This is a genomic window from Variovorax sp. GW821-FHT09B01, assembly GCF_059418345.1.
This window is the reverse complement of record NZ_JBWKPQ010000019.1, coordinates 103,572-124,411: the sequence shown is the minus strand read 5'-3', so window position 1 is coordinate 124,411 and position 20,840 is coordinate 103,572. Positions and strand designations below refer to the sequence as shown.

At 70.5% G+C, this 20,840-nt stretch carries 19 protein-coding genes; 8 read left to right on the top strand and 11 right to left on the bottom strand.

The annotated features are described in order from the left end of the window. Window positions 1-69: 69 nt before the first annotated feature. Window positions 70-1,035 (top strand): threo-3-hydroxy-L-aspartate ammonia-lyase, encoded by a 966-nt coding sequence (locus AC07RV_RS34775; RefSeq protein WP_208513718.1) that lies wholly within the window; start codon window positions 70-72, stop codon window positions 1,033-1,035. On the opposite strand, the gene AC07RV_RS34770 is transcribed toward AC07RV_RS34775, so the two are convergent. Genes AC07RV_RS34770 through AC07RV_RS34755 form a run of 4 tightly spaced genes read right to left on the bottom strand, consistent with a single transcriptional unit; the run spans window position 1,032 to window position 4,337 of the window. Next, window positions 1,032-1,754 (bottom strand): hypothetical protein, encoded by a 723-nt coding sequence (locus AC07RV_RS34770; protein WP_296777186.1) that lies wholly within the window; start codon window positions 1,752-1,754, stop codon window positions 1,032-1,034. The genes AC07RV_RS34775 and AC07RV_RS34770 overlap by 4 nt on opposite strands. After that, a complete protein-coding gene (locus tag AC07RV_RS34765) occupies window positions 1,754-2,407 on the bottom strand; it encodes an ABC transporter ATP-binding protein (RefSeq protein WP_296777189.1) in 654 nt (217 codons plus the stop codon). Before AC07RV_RS34765 ends, AC07RV_RS34770 begins: the two co-directional genes overlap by 1 nt. Continuing rightward, a complete protein-coding gene (gene miaA / locus AC07RV_RS34760) occupies window positions 2,404-3,378 on the bottom strand; it encodes a tRNA (adenosine(37)-N6)-dimethylallyltransferase MiaA (RefSeq protein WP_296777193.1) in 975 nt (324 codons plus the stop codon). Before miaA ends, AC07RV_RS34765 begins: the two co-directional genes overlap by 4 nt. 41 nt (window positions 3,379-3,419) lie before the next feature. Next, window positions 3,420-4,337, bottom strand: coding sequence for an AraC family transcriptional regulator (locus AC07RV_RS34755; protein WP_296777196.1), 918 nt, complete (start codon window positions 4,335-4,337; stop codon window positions 3,420-3,422). 226 nt (window positions 4,338-4,563) lie between these two features. Here AC07RV_RS34755 and AC07RV_RS34750 point away from each other — a divergent pair, with 226 nt between their 5' ends. The 3 genes from AC07RV_RS34750 to AC07RV_RS34740 are packed head-to-tail and all read left to right on the top strand — an operon-like array spanning window position 4,564 to window position 7,666. Then, window positions 4,564-4,905 carry a c-type cytochrome gene (locus tag AC07RV_RS34750; protein ID WP_256223031.1) on the top strand — a complete coding sequence of 114 codons (342 nt, stop codon included), beginning with the start codon at window positions 4,564-4,566 and terminating at the stop codon, window positions 4,903-4,905. Between the two features lie 30 nt (window positions 4,906-4,935). After that, on the top strand, window positions 4,936-5,409 hold the full coding sequence (locus tag AC07RV_RS34745) for a (2Fe-2S)-binding protein (RefSeq protein ID WP_296777200.1): 474 nt from the start codon (window positions 4,936-4,938) through the stop codon (window positions 5,407-5,409). A gap of 10 nt (window positions 5,410-5,419) precedes the next feature. Further along, window positions 5,420-7,666, top strand: coding sequence for a xanthine dehydrogenase family protein molybdopterin-binding subunit (locus AC07RV_RS34740; protein WP_296777204.1), 2,247 nt, complete (start codon window positions 5,420-5,422; stop codon window positions 7,664-7,666). Window positions 7,667-7,718: 52 nt separating this feature from the next. On the opposite strand, the gene AC07RV_RS34735 is transcribed toward AC07RV_RS34740, so the two are convergent. Both AC07RV_RS34735 and mutL read right to left on the bottom strand, forming a co-directional pair. Beyond that, window positions 7,719-8,687 carry an alpha/beta hydrolase gene (locus AC07RV_RS34735; RefSeq protein WP_093354797.1) on the bottom strand — a complete coding sequence of 323 codons (969 nt, stop codon included), beginning with the start codon at window positions 8,685-8,687 and terminating at the stop codon, window positions 7,719-7,721. 226 nt (window positions 8,688-8,913) lie between these two features. After that, complete coding sequence (gene mutL, locus AC07RV_RS34730) at window positions 8,914-10,842, bottom strand: DNA mismatch repair endonuclease MutL (RefSeq protein ID WP_296777210.1); 1,929 nt, start codon at window positions 10,840-10,842, stop codon at window positions 8,914-8,916. A 160-nt stretch (window positions 10,843-11,002) separates the two neighbouring features. Between mutL and AC07RV_RS34725 the strand changes: the two genes are divergently transcribed. Both AC07RV_RS34725 and AC07RV_RS34720 read left to right on the top strand, forming a co-directional pair. Next, on the top strand, window positions 11,003-12,790 hold the full coding sequence (locus AC07RV_RS34725; RefSeq protein WP_296777213.1) for an IlvD/Edd family dehydratase: 1,788 nt from the start codon (window positions 11,003-11,005) through the stop codon (window positions 12,788-12,790). Window positions 12,791-12,831: 41 nt separating this feature from the next. Continuing rightward, window positions 12,832-14,184 (top strand): MFS transporter, encoded by a 1,353-nt coding sequence (locus AC07RV_RS34720; protein ID WP_296777215.1) that lies wholly within the window; start codon window positions 12,832-12,834, stop codon window positions 14,182-14,184. 7 nt (window positions 14,185-14,191) lie between these two features. Here the strand turns inward: AC07RV_RS34720 and AC07RV_RS34715 are convergent, their stop codons facing one another. Continuing rightward, on the bottom strand, window positions 14,192-15,130 hold the full coding sequence (locus tag AC07RV_RS34715; protein WP_296777219.1) for a LysR family transcriptional regulator: 939 nt from the start codon (window positions 15,128-15,130) through the stop codon (window positions 14,192-14,194). 13 nt (window positions 15,131-15,143) lie between these two features. Beyond that, window positions 15,144-16,358: a dienelactone hydrolase family protein gene (locus AC07RV_RS34710; protein WP_296777221.1), complete on the bottom strand. Its 1,215-nt coding sequence runs from the start codon at window positions 16,356-16,358 to the stop codon at window positions 15,144-15,146. 95 nt (window positions 16,359-16,453) lie between these two features. On the opposite strand from AC07RV_RS34710, the gene AC07RV_RS34705 reads away from it, so the two are divergent. Continuing rightward, window positions 16,454-17,116: a DedA family protein gene (locus AC07RV_RS34705; RefSeq protein WP_093354573.1), complete on the top strand. Its 663-nt coding sequence runs from the start codon at window positions 16,454-16,456 to the stop codon at window positions 17,114-17,116. Between the two features lie 79 nt (window positions 17,117-17,195). On the opposite strand, the gene AC07RV_RS34700 is transcribed toward AC07RV_RS34705, so the two are convergent. From AC07RV_RS34700 to tsaE, 3 genes are all read right to left on the bottom strand, one after another. Beyond that, window positions 17,196-17,480 carry a YMGG-like glycine zipper-containing protein gene (locus AC07RV_RS34700; protein WP_057597702.1) on the bottom strand — a complete coding sequence of 95 codons (285 nt, stop codon included), beginning with the start codon at window positions 17,478-17,480 and terminating at the stop codon, window positions 17,196-17,198. A 181-nt stretch (window positions 17,481-17,661) separates the two neighbouring features. Next, window positions 17,662-19,254 carry an N-acetylmuramoyl-L-alanine amidase gene (locus AC07RV_RS34695; RefSeq protein ID WP_296777226.1) on the bottom strand — a complete coding sequence of 531 codons (1,593 nt, stop codon included), beginning with the start codon at window positions 19,252-19,254 and terminating at the stop codon, window positions 17,662-17,664. Beyond that, on the bottom strand, window positions 19,251-19,739 hold the full coding sequence (gene tsaE, locus AC07RV_RS34690; RefSeq protein ID WP_057597919.1) for a tRNA (adenosine(37)-N6)-threonylcarbamoyltransferase complex ATPase subunit type 1 TsaE: 489 nt from the start codon (window positions 19,737-19,739) through the stop codon (window positions 19,251-19,253). Before tsaE ends, AC07RV_RS34695 begins: the two co-directional genes overlap by 4 nt. Between tsaE and queG the strand changes: the two genes are divergently transcribed. Beyond that, window positions 19,725-20,798 (top strand): tRNA epoxyqueuosine(34) reductase QueG, encoded by a 1,074-nt coding sequence (queG, locus tag AC07RV_RS34685; protein WP_296777447.1) that lies wholly within the window; start codon window positions 19,725-19,727, stop codon window positions 20,796-20,798. The genes tsaE and queG overlap by 15 nt on opposite strands. The last annotated feature ends 42 nt before the right edge of the window (window positions 20,799-20,840 follow it).

The window sequence follows — 20,840 nt, the reverse complement described above, 5'->3', positions numbered from 1 at the left end:
TCTTTTTTGGCCGGCTTCCTCGTGGCCGCGGGCTTGCCCGCGCGCTTTCAACTGCGCGACACTAGGCCCATGCAACTTCCCACCTACGACGACGTCACCGCCGCGGCCGCGCGGCTCGAAGGCCATGCCCACCGCACGCCGGTGCTGCGCTCCAGCACCGCCGATGCCCGCTGGGGCGCCCAGTTCTTCTTCAAGTGCGAGAACTTCCAGCGCATGGGCGCGTTCAAGTTTCGCGGCGCCTTCAATGCCTTGTCGAAGTTCGACGCCGAGCAGCGCAAGGGCGGCGTGATCGCCTTCTCGTCGGGCAACCATGCGCAGGCGATCGCGCTGGCCGCGCGCCTGCTGGCCATGCCCGCGGTGATCGTGATGCCCAAGGACGCGCCGGCCGCCAAGCTCGCGGCCACGCGCGGCTACGGCGCCGAGGTGGTGCAGTACGACCGCTTCACCGAGGACCGCGAGGCGCTGACGCGCCGGCTCGCCACCGAGCGCGGCATGACGCTGATCCCGCCCTACGACCATCCCGACGTGCTCAGCGGCCAGGGCACGGCCGTGAAGGAACTGATCGAGGAGACCGGCCCGCTCGACCACCTGTTCGTCTGCCTCGGCGGCGGCGGGCTGCTGTCGGGCTCGGCCCTGTCGGCGCGCGCGCTGGCGCCCGGCTGCAAGGTCTACGGCGTCGAGCCCGAGGCCGGCAACGACGGCCAGCAGTCGTTCCGCGCGGGCCGCATCGTGCACATCGACACGCCCAAGACCATCGCCGACGGCGCGCAGACGCAGCACCTGGGCGAATACACCTTCGGCATCATCCGGCGCGACGTCGACGACATCTTCACGGTGAGCGATGCGCAACTGGTGGAGGCGATGCGCTTCTTCGCCGAGCGCATGAAGATGGTGGTCGAGCCCACGGGCTGCCTCGCGTTCGCGGCCGCCTGCGCGGCGGGTCCGCTGATCGCGGGCCAGCGTGTGGGCGTGCTGATCAGCGGCGGCAACGTGGACCTGGGGCGCTACGCGGCGCTGCTCGGCGGCACCGCCTAGGGTCGTTGCCAGACGACGCGGCGCGCGTTCTCTCCACACTCGATCAACTGCCGGTAGGCCGGCGCATCGAAGCCCGGCAGCTCGAACAGCCAGGCCTCGAAGCGCGCGAAGCCACCGGCCAGCGTGGTGACCGCCATCAGCGGCTGCGTGCCGTCGCGCTGCGCGCAGGGCTCGATCCACACGCGCGGCAGGCCCTCGGCCAGGGTCTGCGAGCGCACCGCGATCGCATCGATGGCCGCGAGTTCGACACGGGTCTGCACGCTGCCCTGGCGCACCAGCATCAGCGCATCGCTGCCGAGTGCGATGCGCGCGCCGTCGTAGGGCGATTGCGACGGAGCGGCCGGCCCCTTGCCGCGCAGCGCGCCACGCGCCTGCTGGAACGCGCGCAGCGAGCGGCTGCCGAAGATGTAGGCCGTGCCCACCGCATAGAAGACGGCCTGGAAGCCGATGAAGGCGATCGTCGCCGGGCCCACGCCATGGGCGTTGCGCGTGGAAATCAAGGTCCAGAGCGCGAAGGCGCTGGCGACGGCCGCGACCGCGCTGATCGCGCCCCAGAGCCAGGCCGCCGCGCGGCTGCCGCGCAGCGCGGCCAGGAACACCAGCGCATAGACGGCCAGCCGGATGCCGATCATCGAACTGGGCCGCGCGGCCACCTGCCACAGCTCGGTGGCGACATAGATCGCCGCGATCGCGGCCAGCGGCCAGGGCGCGCGCGCCATCAGCCGACGCGGATGCCCGCGGCCGTGAGGTGCAGCAGCCGGTCGGCGCGCGCGGCCGCGCTCTCCGAATGCGTGACCAGCACCAGCGAGGCGCCATGCTCGCGCGTCTGCGCGATCAGCAGGTCCATGACCTTGGCGGCGGTCGAGGGGTCGAGATTGCCCGTGGGCTCGTCGGCCAGCAGCAGCGCGGGCCGGTGCACCAGCGCGCGCGCGATCGCCACGCGCTGCAACTGGCCGCCCGAGAGCGTCTGCGGCAGCCGCGCGCCCATGCCCGGCAGGCCCACGGCCTCGAGCATGCGCGCGATGCGTGCCTCGTCGCGGCGCTCGCCGAGCAGCATCAGCGGCAGCGCGACGTTCTGCGCCACGTCGAGGTGTGGCAGCACGTGGAAGGCCTGGAACACGAAGCCTACGTGGCGCCGGCGCCAGAGCGCGCAGGCCTCGCCGTCGAGCGCGCCGATGTCGGTGCCGTCGTGCACCACGCTGCCGGTGTCCCAGCGGTCGAGGCCGGCCATGCAGTTGAGCAGCGTGGACTTGCCGACGCCCGATTCGCCGACGATGGCGACGAACTCGCCGGGCTCGATCGCGAGGCTGACGTGCTCGAACACCGGCGCCTGGCCGTAGTGCTTGCCCAGATCGGAGATGCGCAGGGTCATGGGAGGAGCGTGGGCGCGATGAGGCGCACCGCCGACTGCAGCGCGTCGGGCGCGTCGCAGGCGATCACGGTGCGGTGGGGCATGCCGCGCAGCCAGGTGACCTGGCGCTTGGCGAGCTGGCGCGTGGCGGCGATGCCGCGTTCGCGCAGGTCCTGCAGGGCGACGGCATCGGGCGGGTCGGCGGCGTCCAGGGTCTCCCAGGCCTGCCGGTAGCCCACGCAGCGCATCGAGGGCAGGTCGGGCGAGAGGTCGCCGCGCGCGCGCAGCGCACGCACCTCGTCGAGGAAGCCCGCGGCCAGCATGGCGTCGAAGCGCTGCGCGATGCGTGCATGCAGCCAGGCCCGGTCGGCGGGCTCGAGCGAGAACAGCCGGCCGCCCTCGACGCCGCGCGTGGACTTGCTGTCGCTGGCGTGGAAGTGCGACAGCGGCTGGCCGCTGCTCTCGTAGACCTCGAGCGCGCGCTGGATGCGCTGGCTGTCCTGCGGCGCGAGCCGCGCGGCCGTGACCGGATCGACCTGCGCGAGCCGCGCATGCATCGCGGGCCAGCCGAGTTCGGCGGCTTCGGCATCGATGCGCGCGCGCACCGCGGCATCGGCCGCGGGCATCGCGTCGATGCCGTCGAACAGCGCCTTGAAATACAGCATCGTGCCGCCCACCAGCAGCGGCATCGCGCCGCGCGCGCGGATCTCGTCGATCAGCCGCGCCGCATCGGCCACGAAGGCCGCGGCGCTGTAGCTCTCGCGCGCATCGAGGATGTCGATCAGGTGGTGCGGCACCGCGCGCAGCTCGTCGGCGCTCGGCTTGGCGGTGCCGATGTCCATGCCGCGGTAGACCAGCGCCGAATCGACGCTGACGATCTCCACCGGGTGTTCGCGCGCGAGCGCCAGCGCGACGGCGGTCTTGCCCGAGGCGGTGGGGCCGGCGAGGGCGATGAAGCGCGGAGGACCGGGAGGCGAGGAAGAAGAACCCATGAGGGGTCGAGCGTAGCAAATGGCCCGACCCCGATTCCGTGTCAGTTCGTCTCGCGCATGCGCCGTATGTCGCGCAGCGGCGGCGCCCCGAACAGCCGCGCATATTCGCGGCTGAACTGCGAGGCGCTCTCGTAGCCCACGCGCACGCCCGCGGTGCCGGCGTCGATGCCCTGGTTCAGCATCAGCTGCCGGGCTTCCTGCAGCCGCAGCTGCTTGAGGTATTGCATCGGGCTCATGCCCGCCACGGCGCGGAAGTGCTGGCGGAAGGTCGAGGGGCTCATGTTCGCGGAGGCCGCCAGTTCGTCGGCCAGCACGTTGCGCGTGAAGTTGAGCTTGAGCCAGGCCATGCTCTGCGCCACCTGCTGGCTCGGCGAGCCGATCGCCACCAGGCGCTGCAGCTGCGGGCCGTGGCGGCCCGCGAGCAGCCGCACCATGATCTCGCGCTGCAGCAGCGGTGCGAGCTGCGGGATCAGCCGCGGCTCGGCGAGCAGGTCGACCAGCCGCGTCACTGCGCCGAGCAGCGTGGGGTCGAGGTCGCCGAGCGACATGGCGCGCTGGTTGCCGTCCCGCAGCGGCGCGGGCAGCGCCATCTCGGCGGCCAGTTGCACGACCGCGCGCGGATCGAGCTGCAGCGCCAGGCCGACGAAGGGCTGCGCCGTGCTGGCGCGGGTGATGTGCGAGACCACGGGCAGGTCGGCGGTGGTCAGCAGCGACTGGCCCGCCGCGTAATCGAACACCTCGCCGCCGAGCGCCACCCGCTTCTGCCCGCTGACCGTGATGCCCAGGCCGAAGCCGTAGAGGCAGTGCAGCGGCGCGGTCGCGGCGCTGCGGCGGTGCAGCGAGAGCGCGGGAATGGCGGTGAGGTAGTCGCCGTCGGCATGCGCGGTGCGCGCCACGGCACGCTGCAGGTCGTCGAGCACGGCCGGGGAATCCAGCCGCGCGGGCTCGGCGAGGTCCATCTGGATCCTTTCGAAGTACAGGTCGCGAAAAGTCTAGCCCGCCGCTTTCGCGCGGCGCGCATTTCCGTCGCAGTCTCGGTGTTTCAGGCAAGAACGCGAGCGAATCAGGCAAACGCGCGGCCGGTCTTCGCCCCACACTCGCCGGCGGTGGGCCCGGTCCATGCAGTGCCATGCGGCGTCATGCGCCACGGGCCCGCCGTCGAATCAGGCAACCCCACTTTCCACGATGAACACAGAAAAGATCACCTCCATCGCAGCACCGCTCGTGCTGGCCCTGGCCGTCGGCGCCGGCGCGCTGTGGCCGCTGCAGGCCGACGCCAGCCTCGCGCTGGCCCAGAAGTACGCCTGCGTCGCCTGCCATCAACCCGCCACCAAGGTGGTGGGCCCGTCCTGGAAGGACATCGGCGCGAAGTACGGCGACGGCAAGGGCACGGCCGCGCAGCTCGCGGCCAGCATCAAGGCCGGCAGCTCGGGCAAATGGGGCCCGATGCCGATGCCGCCGCAGGCCCAGGTGCCCGACGCCGACCTGCAGGCGCTCGCGCAATGGTTGCTCGACGGCGCCAAGTGAATTCCATCCACCCCTACGGAGAAAGAAGCAATGACAGCGCTCCACGTCAATGGCCGTGACCACACGGTCGATGCCGACCCCGGCACGCCCATCCTCTGGGCCCTGCGCGATACGCTGGGCATGACCGGCACCAAGTTCGGCTGCGGCGCCGCGCTGTGCGGCGCCTGCACCGTGCACCTCGACGGCCAGGCGATCCGCTCGTGCATCACGCCGATCGCCGCCGCCGAGGGCAAGAAGATCACCACCATCGAACGCATGACCGACGGCAGCGACCGCGTCGGCGCCGCCGTGCACGCCGCCTGGGTGCGGCACGACGTCGCGCAGTGCGGCTACTGCCAGAGCGGCCAGATCATGAGCGCGACCGCCTTCCTGCAGTCGCTGCCCGCGGGCAAGCAGCCCAGCGCCGACGAGATCGACTCGGCCATGGCCGGCAACATCTGTCGATGTGGCACCTATGCGCGCATCCGCGCGGCCGTGGCCGATGCAGCCCGCAACCTCGCCTGAAGGAAAAGCCATGCTGCCCCACATCGACTACCACGACCTGCCGCGTTCGCTGCAACGCCTGATGGCCCGCCCCGCGGCCGACGAGCCCGCCGCGCTGCCGCGTCGCAGCTTCCTCAAGATCGTCGGCGCGAGCGGTTTCGCGCTCGGCACCTTCCCGCATCTGGCCCTGGCGCAGGCCGGCGGCGCGGCCCCGGCCGCCGGCGGCCTCAAGCCGACGCAACAGCCGCTGGCCTTCGTGCAGATCGCGCCCAACGGCGAGGTCATGGTGACCATCAACCGGCTCGAGTTCGGCCAGGGCGTGCAGACCGGCCTGCCGATGATCCTGGCCGAGGAGCTCGACGCCGACTGGGCCCTGGTGCGCAGCCGCAGCGGCACCAACGACGCCGCCTATGCCGACCCCTTCTTCGGCATGCACCTGACCGGCGGCTCGAACACGATCAAGAACAGCTTCGTGCAGTACCGCGAGCTCGGCGCGCGCGCCCGCGCCATGCTGCTGTCGGCCGCGGCGGCGCGCTGGAAGGTCGACCCCTCCACCCTGCGCACGCAGGCCGGCACGGTGCTCGGCCCGGGCGGGCGCAAGGCGAGCTACGGCGAACTGGCCGAGGCGGCGATGGCGCTGCCGGTGCCCGAGAAGGTGGTGCTCAAGGACCCGAAGGACTTCCGCATCATCGGCCGCCCGACCCAGCGCCTCGACGCGGCCGCCAAGAGCAGCGGCCGGCAGGACTTCGGCATCGACGTCAAGCACCCGGGCCAGCTCACGGCGGTGGTGGCCCATCCGCCGGTGTTCGGCGCCCGCCTGGCGTCGGTCGACGACAGCGCCGCGCGCGCCGTCAAGGGCGTGAAGGCCGTCGTGCGCATTCCGCTGGACCGCGGCGCCGAGGGCGTGGCGGTGGTGGCCGACGGCTACTGGCCCGCCAAGCTGGGCCGCGACGCGCTCAAGCTGCAGTGGGACACGGCCGCCGTCGAGAAGGTCGACTCCGACAAGCAGCTGGCCCAGTACCGCGAACTGGCAGGCCGTCCCGGCAACCGCAAGTTCGACGCCGACATGGCGCCGCTGGCCAGCGCGCCGCGCAAGCTCGAGGCCGAGTTCGTGTTTCCCTATCTGGCGCATGCGCCGATGGAGCCGCTGAACTGCACCGTGAAGCTGTCGGACGGACGCGCCGAGCTGTGGGTTGGCACGCAGTCCGCCGACCTCGACGGCTTCGCCGCGGCGCGCGCGCTGAAGCTCGAGCCCGCGCAGGTGAAGGTCAACGTGCAGATGGCGGGCGGCGGCTTCGGCCGGCGCTTCGTGAGCACCAGCGACTTCGTGGTCGAGGCCTGCGAGATCGCCAAGGCCACGCGCGCGGCCGGCCTCGACGTGCCGGTGCGCCTGCTGTGGAGCCGCGAGGACGACATCAAGGGCGGCTACTACCGGCCGATGCATCTGCATCGCGCGCGCATCGGCTTCGACGAGCGCGGCAAGATCCTCGCCTGGGACCACGTTATCGTGGGCCAGTCCATCACCGCCGGCACGGTGTTCGCGGGCGCTATGGTGAAGGACGGCATCGACGCCACGGCGGTCGAGGGCATGCGCGATCCCTATCCGCTGCCGATGCGCCTGACGGTGCACCATCCGCAGCTCAACGTGCCGGTGCTGTGGTGGCGCAGCGTGGGTTCGACTCACACCGCCTTCGTGATGGAGACGCTGATCGACGAGATCGCGCGCAGCACGAAGCAGGACCCGGTGGCCTACCGCATGCAGCTGTTCGGCGACAAGCATCCGCGCCATCGCGCCGCGCTGCAGCTGGCGGTCGACAAGAGCGGCTACGGCAAGAAGAAGCTCGCGGACGGCCGCGCCTGGGGCGTGGCGGTGCACGAGTCCTTCGAATCGGTGGTGGCCTACGTGGTGGAAGCCTCGGTCAAGGACGGCCAGCCGGTGCTGCACCGCGTGACCAGCGGCGTGCACTGCAACCTGGCCGTCAATCCGCGCAGCGTGGAAGCCCAGGTGCAGGGCGCGGCCGTGATGGGGCTGTCGACCTGCCTGCCGGGCAGCGCGATCACCCTGAAGGACGGCGTGGTGCAGCAGGGCAACTTCGGCGACTTCACGGTGGCGCGCATCACGCAGGTGCCGGAGTTCGACATCCACATCGTGCCGAGCGCCGATGCGCCCAAGGGGATGGGAGAACCGGGCCTGCCGCCGCTGGCGCCCGCGTTCGCCAATGCCGTGGCGCAGCTGACGGGCAAGCCGCTGCGGCAGTTGCCGTTCGACCTGGCCTGAAAACGGGGCGGTGAGAAAGGTCCGTGCCCTCGGGCACGGACCGGCGACGCTGCTAGATCGCCGCGGGCGCAGTGCTCGCGCGCGCTTCGCCGCGCACGTCCTGTGGCGACACCGCGGGCGGCAGCGCCGGCGAGGGCGGCGACAGCTTGGGCTGGTTGCGCGCCACCATGTTGTCGGGCTTCATGCGGAACAGCTGCGTGAGCGCCGCGCGGTACTGGGCTTCGCCGACCGAGTTGGTGTTGTGGTGCGAACCGCCCTCCACCAGCACGAAGAGCTTGGGCACGGTGGCCGCGTCGTAGAGCTTGCGGCCCAGGGTTGGGTTGATCAGGCTGTCGGCGGTGCCGTGCACCACCAGCAGCGGCGCGCCGATGTCCTTGACCTTGTCGATCGCCTCGAAGCGCTGGGTGATGAAGGGACGGAAGGGCAGCCAGCCCCACTTGAAGCTGCCGACCACGTCGGCGATCGAGGTGAAGGTGCTCTCGACGATGGTGCCGCTCTCGTCGTTCACGCGCGCGGCCAGGTCGATGCCGATGGCGCCGCCCAGCGAGTGGCCGAAGATGTAGCGGTGCTGGCGCGGATGGCGCGCGGCCAGCCAGGTCCAGGCGGCGCGGGCGTCCTCGCGCGCCGATTCCTCCGAGGGCAGGCCCTTGGAGCTCTTGCCGAAGCCGCGGTAGTCGATGGCCAGCACCGAGAAGCCCAGCTCGTGCATGCGCTGGATGCGCGGGGCCGAGCCGGCCACGTTGTAGCGTGCGCCGTGCAGGTACAGCAGCACCGGGGTGTCGGTGGTCTCGGGCTCGCCGCCGAGCCACAGGCCGTGCAGGCGCGCGGGTTCTCCCGTGATGGAGGACTGGAAGTCGATCCACACGTCCTGCATGCCCTGGGCCATGGTGGCGGTGTTGCCCCAGCTGCGGTCGCTGGGCTGGAAGATCCATTCACGCTGCTGCTCGTCGAAGGTCGAGCAGCCGGCGGCAAGAATGGCGCAAAGCGATAGGACTGACGCGAGGAGGGTCCAGCGTTTCATCATGGGAATGAGGGACAGCGAAGCCGGCGAAAAAGTTCATCTGCTTTCTGCCGAAACACGCCGACGTGCATTTCGACACCTCCCTGGCCAGCGCTTCATGGCGTCTTTGGCGAACTCACCATGCAACGTGCGTGCCCGCCATGCGGATGACGGCCCGAAACCCGGAAAAACCCTCAAAAAGCCGCCAGTTGGCGGCTTTTGGGACGGCTTTTGGTGCGGATTTGGCTCAGCGCCCGCGCATGAACAGGGCGTCGAGCTCCCGGATCGAGAGCTGGCGCCAGGTCGGACGGCCGTGGTTGCACTGGTCCGAACGCTCAGTCGCCTCCATCTGGCGTAACAGGGCGTTCATCTCGTCGAGCGTGAGCTTGCGGTTGGCGCGCACCGCGCCGTGGCAGGCCATGGTCGACAGCAATTCGTTCTGGGCCCGCTGCACCACGGTGCTCGCGTCATGCTGCGACAGCTCGGCCAGCACGCTGCGCGCCAGCTCGACCGGGTCGCCGTCGGCCAGCGTGCCGGGCACCGCGCGCACCGCCAAGGTGCGCGGCGAGAAGGGCGTGATCTCCAGGCCCAGCGTGGCGAGCACGGCGGTGCAGGCCTCGGCCGTAGCCACTTCCTGCGGCGTGGCGGCGAAGGTGGCCGGGATCAGCAGCGGCTGGCTCGAGATGGCGGCACCGTCGAGCTGGGTCTTCAGGCGCTCGTAGACGATGCGCTCGTGGGCCGCGTGCATGTCGACCACGATCAGGCCCTGGCTGTTCTCGGCCAGGATGTAGATGCCCTGCAGTTGCGCCAGCGCGCGGCCCAGCGGCCAGGCTTCGTCGTTGTGGGCCAGCGCCTGGGACTCGGCCGCGAGGCCCGCGGGAGCCTGGAACGGGGCGGCCGGGGCCTGGGTGCCGAGGCCGGCGGCCGGCGCCGCGCCGACGCCGGAATCGGACAGCACGGGCCAGTGGGCCGAGGAGGGTTCGGGCGCCAGCAGGGTCTCGCTGGCGCGCCGCGGCCACATGGCCTCGAAATCGCCGGCGCCGCGCTCGGCGGCCCTGAAATTGATGGCGGGCTGCGACCACGAGCCGGTCGTGACCGGCGACACCGGCTTGAAGAAGGGCTGCTGCGCCTGGGCCGCCTGCGTGGCGTCGCCGGCGCGCGGCGCGGCCAGCGCGTTCTCGACCGCATGGCGCACCGCCTGGTGCACCTCGCGGCCGTCGCGGAAGCGCACCTCGATCTTGGTCGGGTGCACGTTCACGTCGACGCGCGCGGGATCGATCTCGAGATAGAGCACATAGACCGGCTGGCGCTGGCCGTGCAGCACGTCCTCGTAGGCGCTGCGCACCGCGTGCGACAGCACCTTGTCGCGCACGAAGCGGCCGTTGACGTAGAAGAACTGGTGGTCGGCGCGCGAGCGCGCCGCATCGGGAATGCCGGCGCGGCCGACCACGCGCACCGGGCCGCCGACATGCTCGACCGTGACGCTCTGCGCCACGAAATCCTCGCTGAGCGCATCGCCCAGGCGCTGTTCGCGCTGCTCGCTGGCGCGCCATTGCTCGACCAGCTTGCCGTCGTGCCAGACCGAGAAACCCACGTCGGGCCGCGCCAGCGCATGGCGGCGCACCGCCTCGATGCAGTGGGCGAGCTCGGTGGCATCGGTCTTGAGGAACTTGCGCCGCGCCGGGGTCGCGAAGAACAGCTCGCGCACCTCGACCGTGGTGCCGCGCGAACGCGCCACCGGGCGCAGCTCGCCGGTGCGGCCGTCGAGCGACCAGGCGCCGTCGGCGCCCACCGCGCGCGACTGCAGGCTCAGCTCGGCGATCGCGTTGATGGCGGCCAGCGCCTCGCCGCGAAAGCCCATGGTGCCGACCGTCTCGAGGTCGTTGAGGCTCGCGATCTTGCTGGTGGCATGGCGCCGCAGCGCCACCACGAGTTCCTCGCGCGGGATGCCCAGGCCGTCGTCCTCGATCGAGATCAGCCGCACGCCGCCGGCCGCCAGCCGCACCGTGACCTGCGTCGCGCCCGCGTCGAGCGCGTTGTCGAGCAGCTCGCGCACCACCGAGGCTGGGCGCTCGACCACCTCGCCCGCGGCGATCTGGCTGATCAGCTCGTCGGGGAGTTCGCGGATCGGGCGGCGTTCGGCGGGGGGGAGGGAGGAGGTGGGAAGGGCGCTCACCGAACCATTCTAGAAGCTGGCCCGGACCGGCCCCCCGGGCGGGGCATCGGCTGTATTTGCAGCGCTTATACGGCCTCGCAACCGATCTCATTGGCGCTCGCGCGGCGCTCTCCCTAAGCTCCGGCCGCTCCACGAGAACGCCCTTCGAGAAAGACCCCCAATGACCCCCCGCCCCCTCCGTTCCGCCGCCTGGTTCGACAACCCCGAGCACAGTGAACTCTCGGTCCTCCACCTGGCCTGGTACCTCAACTACGGCCTGACGCGCGAGGAGCTGCAGTCCGGCCGCCCCATCATCGCGATCGCGCAGAGCGGCTCCGACCTGACGCCGTGCAACCGGCACCACCGCGAGCTCGCGCAGCGGGTGCGCGACGGCATCCGCGAGATGGGCGGCATCGCGATGGAATTCCCGATGCACCCGATCCAGGAGAACGGCCGCCGGCCCACGGCCGCGCTCGACCGCAACCTGGCCTACCTGGGCCTGGTCGAGACGCTGACCGGCTACCCGATCGACGGCGTGGTGCTGACCACCGGCTGCGACAAGACCACCCCGGCCGCGCTGATGGCCGCGGCCACCGCGAACATCCCGGCCATCGTGCTGTCGGGCGGGCCGATGCTCAACGGCTGGCACGACGGCCAGCGCACCGGCACCGGCACCACGCTGTTCAAGGCGCGCGAGCTGTTCGCCAAGGGCAGCATCGACTTTCCGGGCTACATCGACCTGGTCGGCTCCACCGTGCCCTCGATCGGCCACTGCAACGTGATGGGCACGGCCTCGACCATGAATGCGCTGGCCGAGGCCCTGGGCATGAGCCTGCCGGGCTGCGCCGCGATTCCGGCACCGTACCGCGAGCGCGGGCAGATGGCCTACGAGACCGGGCGGCGCATCGTGCAGATGGTGCGCGAGGACCTCAAGCCCTCGGACATCCTCACGCGCGCTGCCTTCGAGAACGCGATCGTCGTCAACTCGGCGATCGGCGGCTCGACCAATGCACCGATCCACCTGATCGCGATCGCCAAGCACGCGGGCGTGGAGCTGGTCATCCAGGACTGGGAGAGCGTGGGGCTCGACGTGCCGCTGCTGCTCGACATGCAGCCGGCCGGCAAGTACCTGGGCGAGGAGTTCTACCGTGCCGGCGGCGTGCCGGCCGTGGTGGCCGAGCTGCATCGCCACGGGCTGATCCGCGAGGGCGCGCTCACGGTCACGGGCCGCACGCTGGCGCAGAACTGCGCGCAGGCGCCGGTGAAGGACGCCGACGTGATCCGCCCCTTCGAGGCGCCGCTGCGAAAGAACGCCGGCTTCCTCGTGATGTCGGGCAACTTGTTCGACAGCGCGATCATGAAGACCAGCGTGATCTCCGACGAGTTCAGGGCGCGCTACCTGAGCGCGCCCGGCGACCCCGATGCCTTCGTCGGCCGCGCCATTGTGTTCGACGGTCCCGAGGACTACGAGCGCCGCATCGAGGACCCGGCGCTGGATATCGACGCCTCCTGCATCCTGTTCATGCGCGGCGTGGGGCCGATCGGGCATCCGGGCTCGTCGGAGGTGGTGAACATGCGCGCGCCCGCGCACCTGCTCAAGAGCGGCGTCTCGGCGCTGCCCTGCATCGGCGACGGCCGGCAGTCGGGCACCTCGGGCTCGCCCTCGATCCTCAATGCCTCGCCCGAGGCCGCGGCGGGCGCGGGCCTGGCGCTGCTGCGCACCGGCGATCGCGTGCGCGTGGACCTGAAGGCGCGTCGCGTCGACATGCTCGTGGACGACGAGGAACTGCGCTCCCGCGCGCGCCAGCTCGAGGCCGCGGGCGGCTACCCGATCCCCGCGAGCCAGACGCCGTGGCAGGAGATCCAGCGCGCGATGGTCGACACGCTGTCCGAGGGCATGGTGCTCAAGCCGGCCGTCAAGTACCAGCGCGTGGCGCAGACCGCGGGGATTCCGCGCCGCAACCACTAGCGCCAAAGAACCTCACCAAGAACACCCAGGAGACAACGACGATGAATCCCTACAGCTCCCTGGTCGGCGCCGCCGTCCACAAGGCGCGCTGGCGCCTGCTGCCGATGCTGATCCTCATGTACATCATGTCGATCCTCGACCGCGTCAACGTCGGCTTCGCGAAGAACGCGCTGCAGATCGACACCGGCCTCAGCGACGGCGCCTTCGCGCTCGGCGCCGGCATCTTCTTCGTGAGCTACGCCATCTTCGAGGTGCCGAGCAACGTGATCATGACGCGCGTCGGTCCGCGCATCTGGCTCAGCCGGATCATGGTGAGCTGGGGCCTGGTGGCCTCGGCCATGATGTTCGCGACCACCGAGACCTCGTTCTACCTGCTGCGCTTCCTGCTCGGCATCGCCGAGGCCGGCTTCTATCCAGGCGTGCTGCTGACGCTGACCTACTGGTTCCCGGCCAAGGTGCGGGCGCAGGCCAACGGCATCCTGCTGTTCGGCTTCGCGGGCGCGCTGGTGATCGGCGGGCCGGTCTCGGGCGCGCTGCTCGAGATGCACGGCATCGGCGGGCTCAAGGGCTGGGAGTGGATGTTCCTGATCGAGGGCGCGATGGCGGTGGTGGTCGGCATCGCGGCCTTCTTCGTGATCGTCGACCGGCCGCATGCCGCGAAGTGGCTCGCGCCCGCGGAGCAGGATGCGCTGCAGGCCGTGCTCGACCAGGAGGCAGCGCAGAAGGCGGCCGGCAGCCCGCACACCGTGATGCAGACGCTGCGCAACCCGAAGGTGATGTTCTTCGCGCTGAACTTCTTCATCGTGCAGATCGCGGCCTACGGCCTGATCTTCTACCTGCCGAGCCAGGTGTCGCAGATCCTCGGCCAGAAGATCGGGCTGATGGTGGGCTTCGTCACCAGCATCCCGTGGCTGCTGGCGCTGTTCGTCGTCTACTTCGTCACGCGCTGGTCGGACCGGCACCACGAGCGGCGGCGCCTCACGGTGGCCTCGCTCTACACGGTGTTCGGCGTGTGCGTCTGCCTGTCGGCGCACGGCTCGCCGATCTTCGCGATCGCGGCCTTGTCGATCGGCGCCTCGACCTACCTGTCGGGCACGCCGATCTTCTATGCCTTCCTGTCGGAGCGCCTCTCGGGGCTGGGCATCGCCACCGGCATCGCGCTGGTGAATTCCATCGGCAACCTCGGCGGCTTCGTGGCGCCGAGCCTGCGCACCTACGTCGAGCAGAACAATGGCGGTTCCGCCGCCGGCCTCTACACGCTGGGCGGCGCGGCGCTGCTCGCGGCCTTGATGCTGGCGCTGATGCCCAGGGGCTGGCGCACCGTGATCGCCGCGCCGCGCGAGGCCTCGCGGCCCGGCACGGCGCTCGAAGGCTCGGCGCTGCCGCGCGCCTGAGGCCCGGTCAGAGCGAGAGTCGCCAGGCGCGCGCCAGCGCCTGCATCGCGCAGTCGACCTCGGGGCGCCGCAGCGCGCCCGCGAGGCAGACGAAGCGCAGGTCGCTCTCGATGCCGACCTGGTCGGCGATCACCAGCCCGTCGCGCTGGCTGGCGCGCAGCGCCACCGCGTCGCGCGCCAGCGAGATGCCCACGCCCGCGCGCACCAGCGCGAGCATCGACGACTCCTGGTCGGCCTGCGCCGCCTTCTTCAGCACCAGCCCGCGCGCCTGCAGCACCGGCGCCAGCAGCCGCGAGTGCGAGGAGGTCGCCGGTGCCAGCACCCAGGGCAGGCAGCTCAGGTCGGGCCAGTCGCGGCCCATCACCTGCGGTCCCCAGCCCGGCGGGCCGATCACCTGGTAGCTGAAGCGCGTGAGCACGGTCGAATGGAAGGCCTTGCCCTCGCTGCGGCGCGAGGCCGAGCTGGCCTGCGGCAGGTCGCTCGCATCGGGATCGCCGAGGTAGAAGCCGACGTCGACCTCCTTGTTCAGCAGCTTGGCCAGCACCTCGCCGCTGGTGCCGTGGTGCAGCTCGGTCTCGAGCTCGGGCGCCAGCGTCACCAGTTCCTTGAGCAGGCCGCTCAGGCGCGTGAACTCGGGGTCGAGGATGGTGCCGATGCGCAGCGCGCCGCGCACGCCGCCCTTCATGCGCTCGGCGGCGATCGCGAAATCGTTGAGGCCTTCGAGCGCGTGTTCCGCGTGGTTCAGCAGCGCCGCGCCGTCGCGCGTCAGCAGCAGGCCGGTGGGCGTGCGCTGGAACAGCTCGAGCTCGACCAGCGCGCCGAGCTCCTTGAGCTGCAGGCTGACTGCCGGCTGCGTGAGGAAGAGGCGCTGCGCGCCTTTGGACACCGATCCCTCGCGCGCGACGGCCACGAAGGCCTGCAGCAGCCGCGGGTCGATCTTCTTCATGCGGCGCGCGTGCTCAGGGCATGAGCGTGTTCGAGGGCAGCGTCTCGTCGAGCAGCTTGCGCGCCGTCTCGATGCCGGCCACCGGCAGCAGCTTCGGGTCGAGCAGGCCTACCTGCACCAGCACGCTGGCCTGGTCCCAGTAGATGTGCTCGTGGTAGAGCTTGTCGCCGCGGAACTTGATGACCGCGAGCAGCGGCACCTCCACGCGCCGGCCCGTGGGCGCCACGCCCGGCAGCATCCACGGGATCTCGGTGGTGTGGGTGAAGGTGAACAGCAGCTCGTCGACCACCTGCGTCGCGCCGACGGTGCGCGAGATCGAGGTCAGCGCGGTGTCGGGCGGATTGCTGTTGACGAAGTGGTTGGTATAGAAGGCGTGCAGGTTCCCGTAGCCCACGCCGCCCGTCATGGTCGGAATGTGGTTGACGTAGGGCTCGGTCACCATGGTCGACATGGTGTCGTCGACGTTGCGCGTGCCGAACTCGTACTCGCAGTGCTTGTCCCACAGCGCCGAGAGGTCGTAGTGCGGCCCGATCGCGGCCTTGAGCGCGGCGATGCTGCGCTCGTGCGCCATCAGCGCCGAGGGCTTGTGGAAGTGGTCGCCGCCCGCGCGCGCGAAGGCGTGGTCCACGCCCGGATAGACGTGCAGCGCCACCTTCGGATGGCCCTGGAGCGCCTGCACGATGCGCTCGCGCGCCTCGGGCGGGCAGAACTTGTCGAGCTCGGCCACGTGCAGCAGCAGTGGCTTGCGGATGTTCTTCGCTTCCTCGAGCGCCGCGTCGATGCCCACGCCGTAGTAGCCCACCGACACGTCGGCATCGGTGCGGCAGGCCGCGAGGTAGGCCAGCTTGCCGCCGAGGCAGAAGCCCAGCACGCCAGCCTGGCGCTCGACCACCTCGGGCCGGTCGCGCAGCACGTCGAGCGCGGCCTGGATGTCCTCCATGCCCTTGGCCTCGTCGAAGCCGCCGTAGAACTTGAAGGCCTGCTGCCAGTCGGCCTCGCTGTAGCCCAGCTCCACGTCGGGCTGCTGGCGCCAGAACAGGTCGGGCACCAGCGCCACGTAGCCTTCTTCGGCGTAGTAGTCGGCCACGTCGCGCATGGTCTTGTTCACGCCGAAGATCTCCTGCGCGATCACCAGGCCGGGCCCGTGGCCCGAGGCCGGCACGGCGAGGTAGCCGCGGAAGCTGCCGCTGCCGTCTTTGGCGGCGAGCTGGATGTATTGACCTGTCATCGGTGTCTCCAAGGTGGGGATGGGTGTTCTGCAGGCGCGGTCGCGGCCTGGGGTCTTCGCCCGAGGGGCGGACGCTGCAAGGATAATCCGCCCCCATGGAAATCATCAGCTTTCTCGTCGACTTCATCCTGCATGTCGACAAGCACCTCGAGGCCTTCGTCATCGCCTACGGCCCCTGGGTCTACGCGCTCCTGTTCCTGATCGTGTTCGTCGAGACGGGGGTGGTGGTGATGCCCTTCCTGCCCGGCGATTCGCTGCTGTTCATCGTGGGTGCGCTGTGCGGCGTGGGGCTGATGAGCTTTCCGATCGCCTGCACCTTGCTGGTGATCGCGGCCATCCTCGGCGACCAGTGCAACTACAGCATCGGCCGCTACTTCGGGCCCAAAGTGTTCCAGTGGGAGAGTTCGCGCTTCTTCAACCGCAAGGCCTTCGACCAGGCCCATGCCTTCTACGAACGCTACGGCGGCATCACCATCGTGCTGGCGCGCTTCATGCCCTTCATCCGCACCTTCGCGCCCTTCGTGGCCGGCGTGGCCGAGATGAGCCGCGCCAAGTTCAGCATGTTCAACGTCGGCGGTGCGCTGCTGTGGGTGCTGGGCATCGCGACCGCGGGCTACTTCTTCGGCAACCTGCCGCTGGTGCGCCAGCATCTCGACAAGATCATCTGGGCGCTGATCTTCGTGCCGGGCCTGCTCGCGATCTTCGGTGCCTGGCGCGCGGCGCGGGCCGAGAAGGCGCGCGCGCAGCAGGGCGCCTGAGGCCGTCCGCCCACAAAAAAGAGCGCCCCGCGGGGCGCTCTTTTCGTTCAGGCAGTGCGGGTGGCAAGCACCCGGCCGATCAGTAGTTCGGGCCGTTGCGCGGGTAGTAGTTGCCCTGCGGATAACGCTGCTGGTTGTAGTAGTTGCGTTCGTCGGCATTGCGGCCGACCTGATTGCCGATGATGCCGCCGATGGCGGCACCACCCACGGTGCTGGCGGTGTTGCCGCCGATCGCATTGCCGACCAGCGCGCCACCGACCGCGCCGACGCCCGTGCCCAGGTTCTGGTTCGGGCCCGACGCGCAGCCTGCCAGCGCCATCACGGAGGTGGCCGCCGCAGCGGCAATCCAGATGCGTGCTTTCATGATGTCCACCTTTCTGTTTAAAAAAATCGATGGAGTGATCTTCTGCAAAACGGCGTTCCATCCTGTGTAGGAGCCCGCCGCGCCTGCCTGTGCGGGGCGCCGGGCCGCAGCGTGGGAAGGGGAGCCTGCGCGGGGTCGGCGCTGCCCACGCCGCCCTCTGAAAACAGGGCCCGCAGACCGCTCAGAGCTGCCGGCTGCGCGCCAGCGGCGGGTTCTGCGCGAAATAGCGCTGGATGCCGCGCATCAGCGCATCGGCCAGGTCTTCCTGGTACTGCACGCGGCGCAGGTTGGCTTCTTCCTCGGGGTTGCTGATGAAGGCGGTCTCGACCAGCACGCTCGGAATGTCGGGCGCCTTCAGCACCGCGAAGCCGGCCTGCTCGACCTGGCCCTTGTGCAGTCGCGCGCCGATGCCCTTGATCTCGCCGAGCATCGCGCCGCCGAGCTTGAGGCTGTCGTTGATCTGCGCGGTGGTGCTCATGTCGAGCAGCGCGCGCTGCACCTGCGCCTCGTGGTTGCCGACGTTCACGCCGCCGACCTTGTCGGCGTCGTTCTCCTTGTTGGCGAGCCAGCGCGCGGCGCTGCTCGAGGCGCCGCTCTGGCTCAGTGCGAACACGCTGGCGCCGCGTGCGGCCGGCGTGGTGAAGGCGTCGGCATGGATGCTCACGAACAGGTCGGCCTGCACGCGCCGCGCCTTCTGCACGCGAACGCCCAGCGGCACGAAGAAGTCGGCATCGCGCGTGAGGAAGGCGCGCATCGGGTTGCCGTTGATGCTGCTGGCGTTGATGCGGTCGCGCAGGCGGAACGCGACCTGCAACACGATGTCTTTTTCGCGCGTGCCGGCCGGGCCGATGGCGCCGGGGTCCTCGCCGCCATGGCCGGGATCGAGCGCGACGATGATGATGCGGTCGGTGCGGTTGGTGGTGGCGCCGCCGCGCGCGACCGCCACCGGCGGCGGCGGAGTCACGGGGCGGGGCGCGGCCGCGGGCGGGCTCGGCGGCATCGGCAGCGGGCGGTTCTCCGCGACCACCGGCGGCGGCGTCGCGGGACCGGGCCGCATCGACTGCTGCGCCATGAGATCGCCCAGCGGATCCTGTACGGGAGGCGGCGCGGTCGCGACGACGGGTGGGCGCACGGGCGGCGCGACGGGCGTGGGAACGGGCCGCGGTGCCGGCACGTTGGGCGAGGGCCGCACGAGGATCGGCGGCCCGCCGTCGGGTGCCAGGCCCGAGGGCGGCGTCGCGGGCGGTGGCACCGCGGGGGCGCTGGCCACCGAGGTGTCGTTGCTGCCGCTGGTGCGCGGGGCGTCGCGCAGGCGCTCGGTGATCAGCGCCTCCATCGGGTCGATGGCCTTCTCGGGATAGAGGTCGAGCACCAGCCGGTGCTTGTAGGCGGCGATCGGTGCGAGCGAGAACACCTGCGGCGCCACGGTCTGCTTGAGGTCGAACACGATGCGCACCACCTTCGGTGCGTTCTGTCCCACGCGCAGGCCGTTGATGTAGGGGTCGCCGGGCTTGATCTTGCCGACCAGTTCGCGCAGTTCGCTGCTGAGGTCGATGCCCTCGATGTCGACCGCGAGCCGCGGCGGGTTGCCGACCACGAGCTGCTGCGAATGCAGGCGCACGTCGGACTCGATGGTCACGCGCGTGTAGTCGGCCGCGGGCCAGACGCGCACCGCGAGGATGCTGGCGCCGCGCGCGATCTGATGGACGCCGAGCACCAGCGCGAGGCTGCCGCCCTGCAGCAGCACGCGCCGCTTGAGGCCGCCCGCCTTCATGCGGCGGCGTGGGACAGCAGGTCGCCGCCGCGAGGTGTGTTCGCCAGGAGTGTCACGCTGCGTGTGTCGTCGGTCATTGCTTCGATTTTAATAGCTAGGTCCGCAATTGGAGTGCGCCCCGCCGCGTTTTCGGGCCATTCCGCCAGCTTGAGGCCCGGGCCCGCGAAGATGTCACGGAAGCCCGCATCCTCCCATTCGCGCGGATCGCTGAAGCGGTAGAAGTCGAAGTGGAAGATCGCGAGGCCGTCGGGCGCCTCGTGCGGCTCGACCACTGCATAGGTCGGGCTCTTGATGCGCCCCGTGATGCCGAGCGCGCGCAGCAGGTGCCGCACGAAGGTGGTCTTGCCGGCCCCGAGGTCGCCGTGCAGTTCGACGAAGGCATCGCGCAGCGCGGGGGAGGCCGCGAGCGAGCGAGCGAAGGCCTCGGTGTCGGCCTCGTCGCGCCAGCGCATTTCTACAATCGGCAAGTGATCGTCAGCAGCCATCCACTCGTTGTGCGTATTCAGGCCTTGGCCCGGGAACTCGGATTCTCCCAAATCGGAATCGCGGGCGTCGATCTGTCGAGCGCCGAGGACGGTCTGATGCAATGGCTGGCCCATGGGTTCCATGGCGAGATGGATTACATGGCCGCGCACGGCACGCGGCGCGCGCGGCCCGCCGAGCTGGTGCCCGGCACCGTGAGCGTGATCACCGCGCGCATGGACTACCTGCCGCGCGATACCGATCCCGACTGGCAGGCGATCGAGTTCGAACGCCTGCGCTGGCCCGGCGAGGCGATCGTCTCGGTGTATGCGCGCGGCCGCGACTATCACAAGGTGTTGCGCAACCGGCTCGCGAAACTGGCCGAGCGCATCGCGCAGGAGGTCGGGCCTTTCGGGCATCGCGCCTTCACCGATTCGGCGCCGGTGCTCGAGGCCGAGCTGGCCTCACGCAGCGGGCAGGGCTGGCGCGGCAAGCACACGCTGGTGCTCGATCGCAACGCGGGCTCGATGTTCTTTCTCGGCGAGATCTACGTCGACATGGTCCTGCCCGAGAGCGAACCGGTGAGCTCGCACTGCGGCAGCTGCAGCGCCTGCATCGACGTGTGCCCGACGCAGGCGATCGTCGCGCCGCGGCGGCTCGATGCGCGGCGGTGCATCTCTTATCTCACGATCGAGCATGGCGGGGCGATCCCGGTCGAGCTGCGGACGTTGATGGGCAACCGGATCTATGGCTGCGATGACTGCCAGTTGATCTGTCCGTGGAACAAGTTCGCCAAGAAGAGTTCGTTGCCGGACTTCGATGCGAGGGAAGGGCTGACGGGGCGCAGTCTGGCCGAGCTGTTCGCCTGGACCGAGGAGGAGTTCCTGCGCAGGACCGAGGGGAGTCCGATCCGGCGGATCGGCCACGAGCGGTGGCTGCGGAACATCGCGGTGGCGCTGGGGAATGCGCTGAGGGCTGGCGAGGAGGGGGCTCGCGAGGCCCTGGTGTCCCGCAAGGACGGCGCCAGTGCCTTGGTTCGGGAGCACGTGGAGTGGGCCTTGGGGACCGTTGCTTCCGAGTAGGTTCTTTCGTTGGAGTGGCCGGCTGCGCTCGGCCTTGATGTT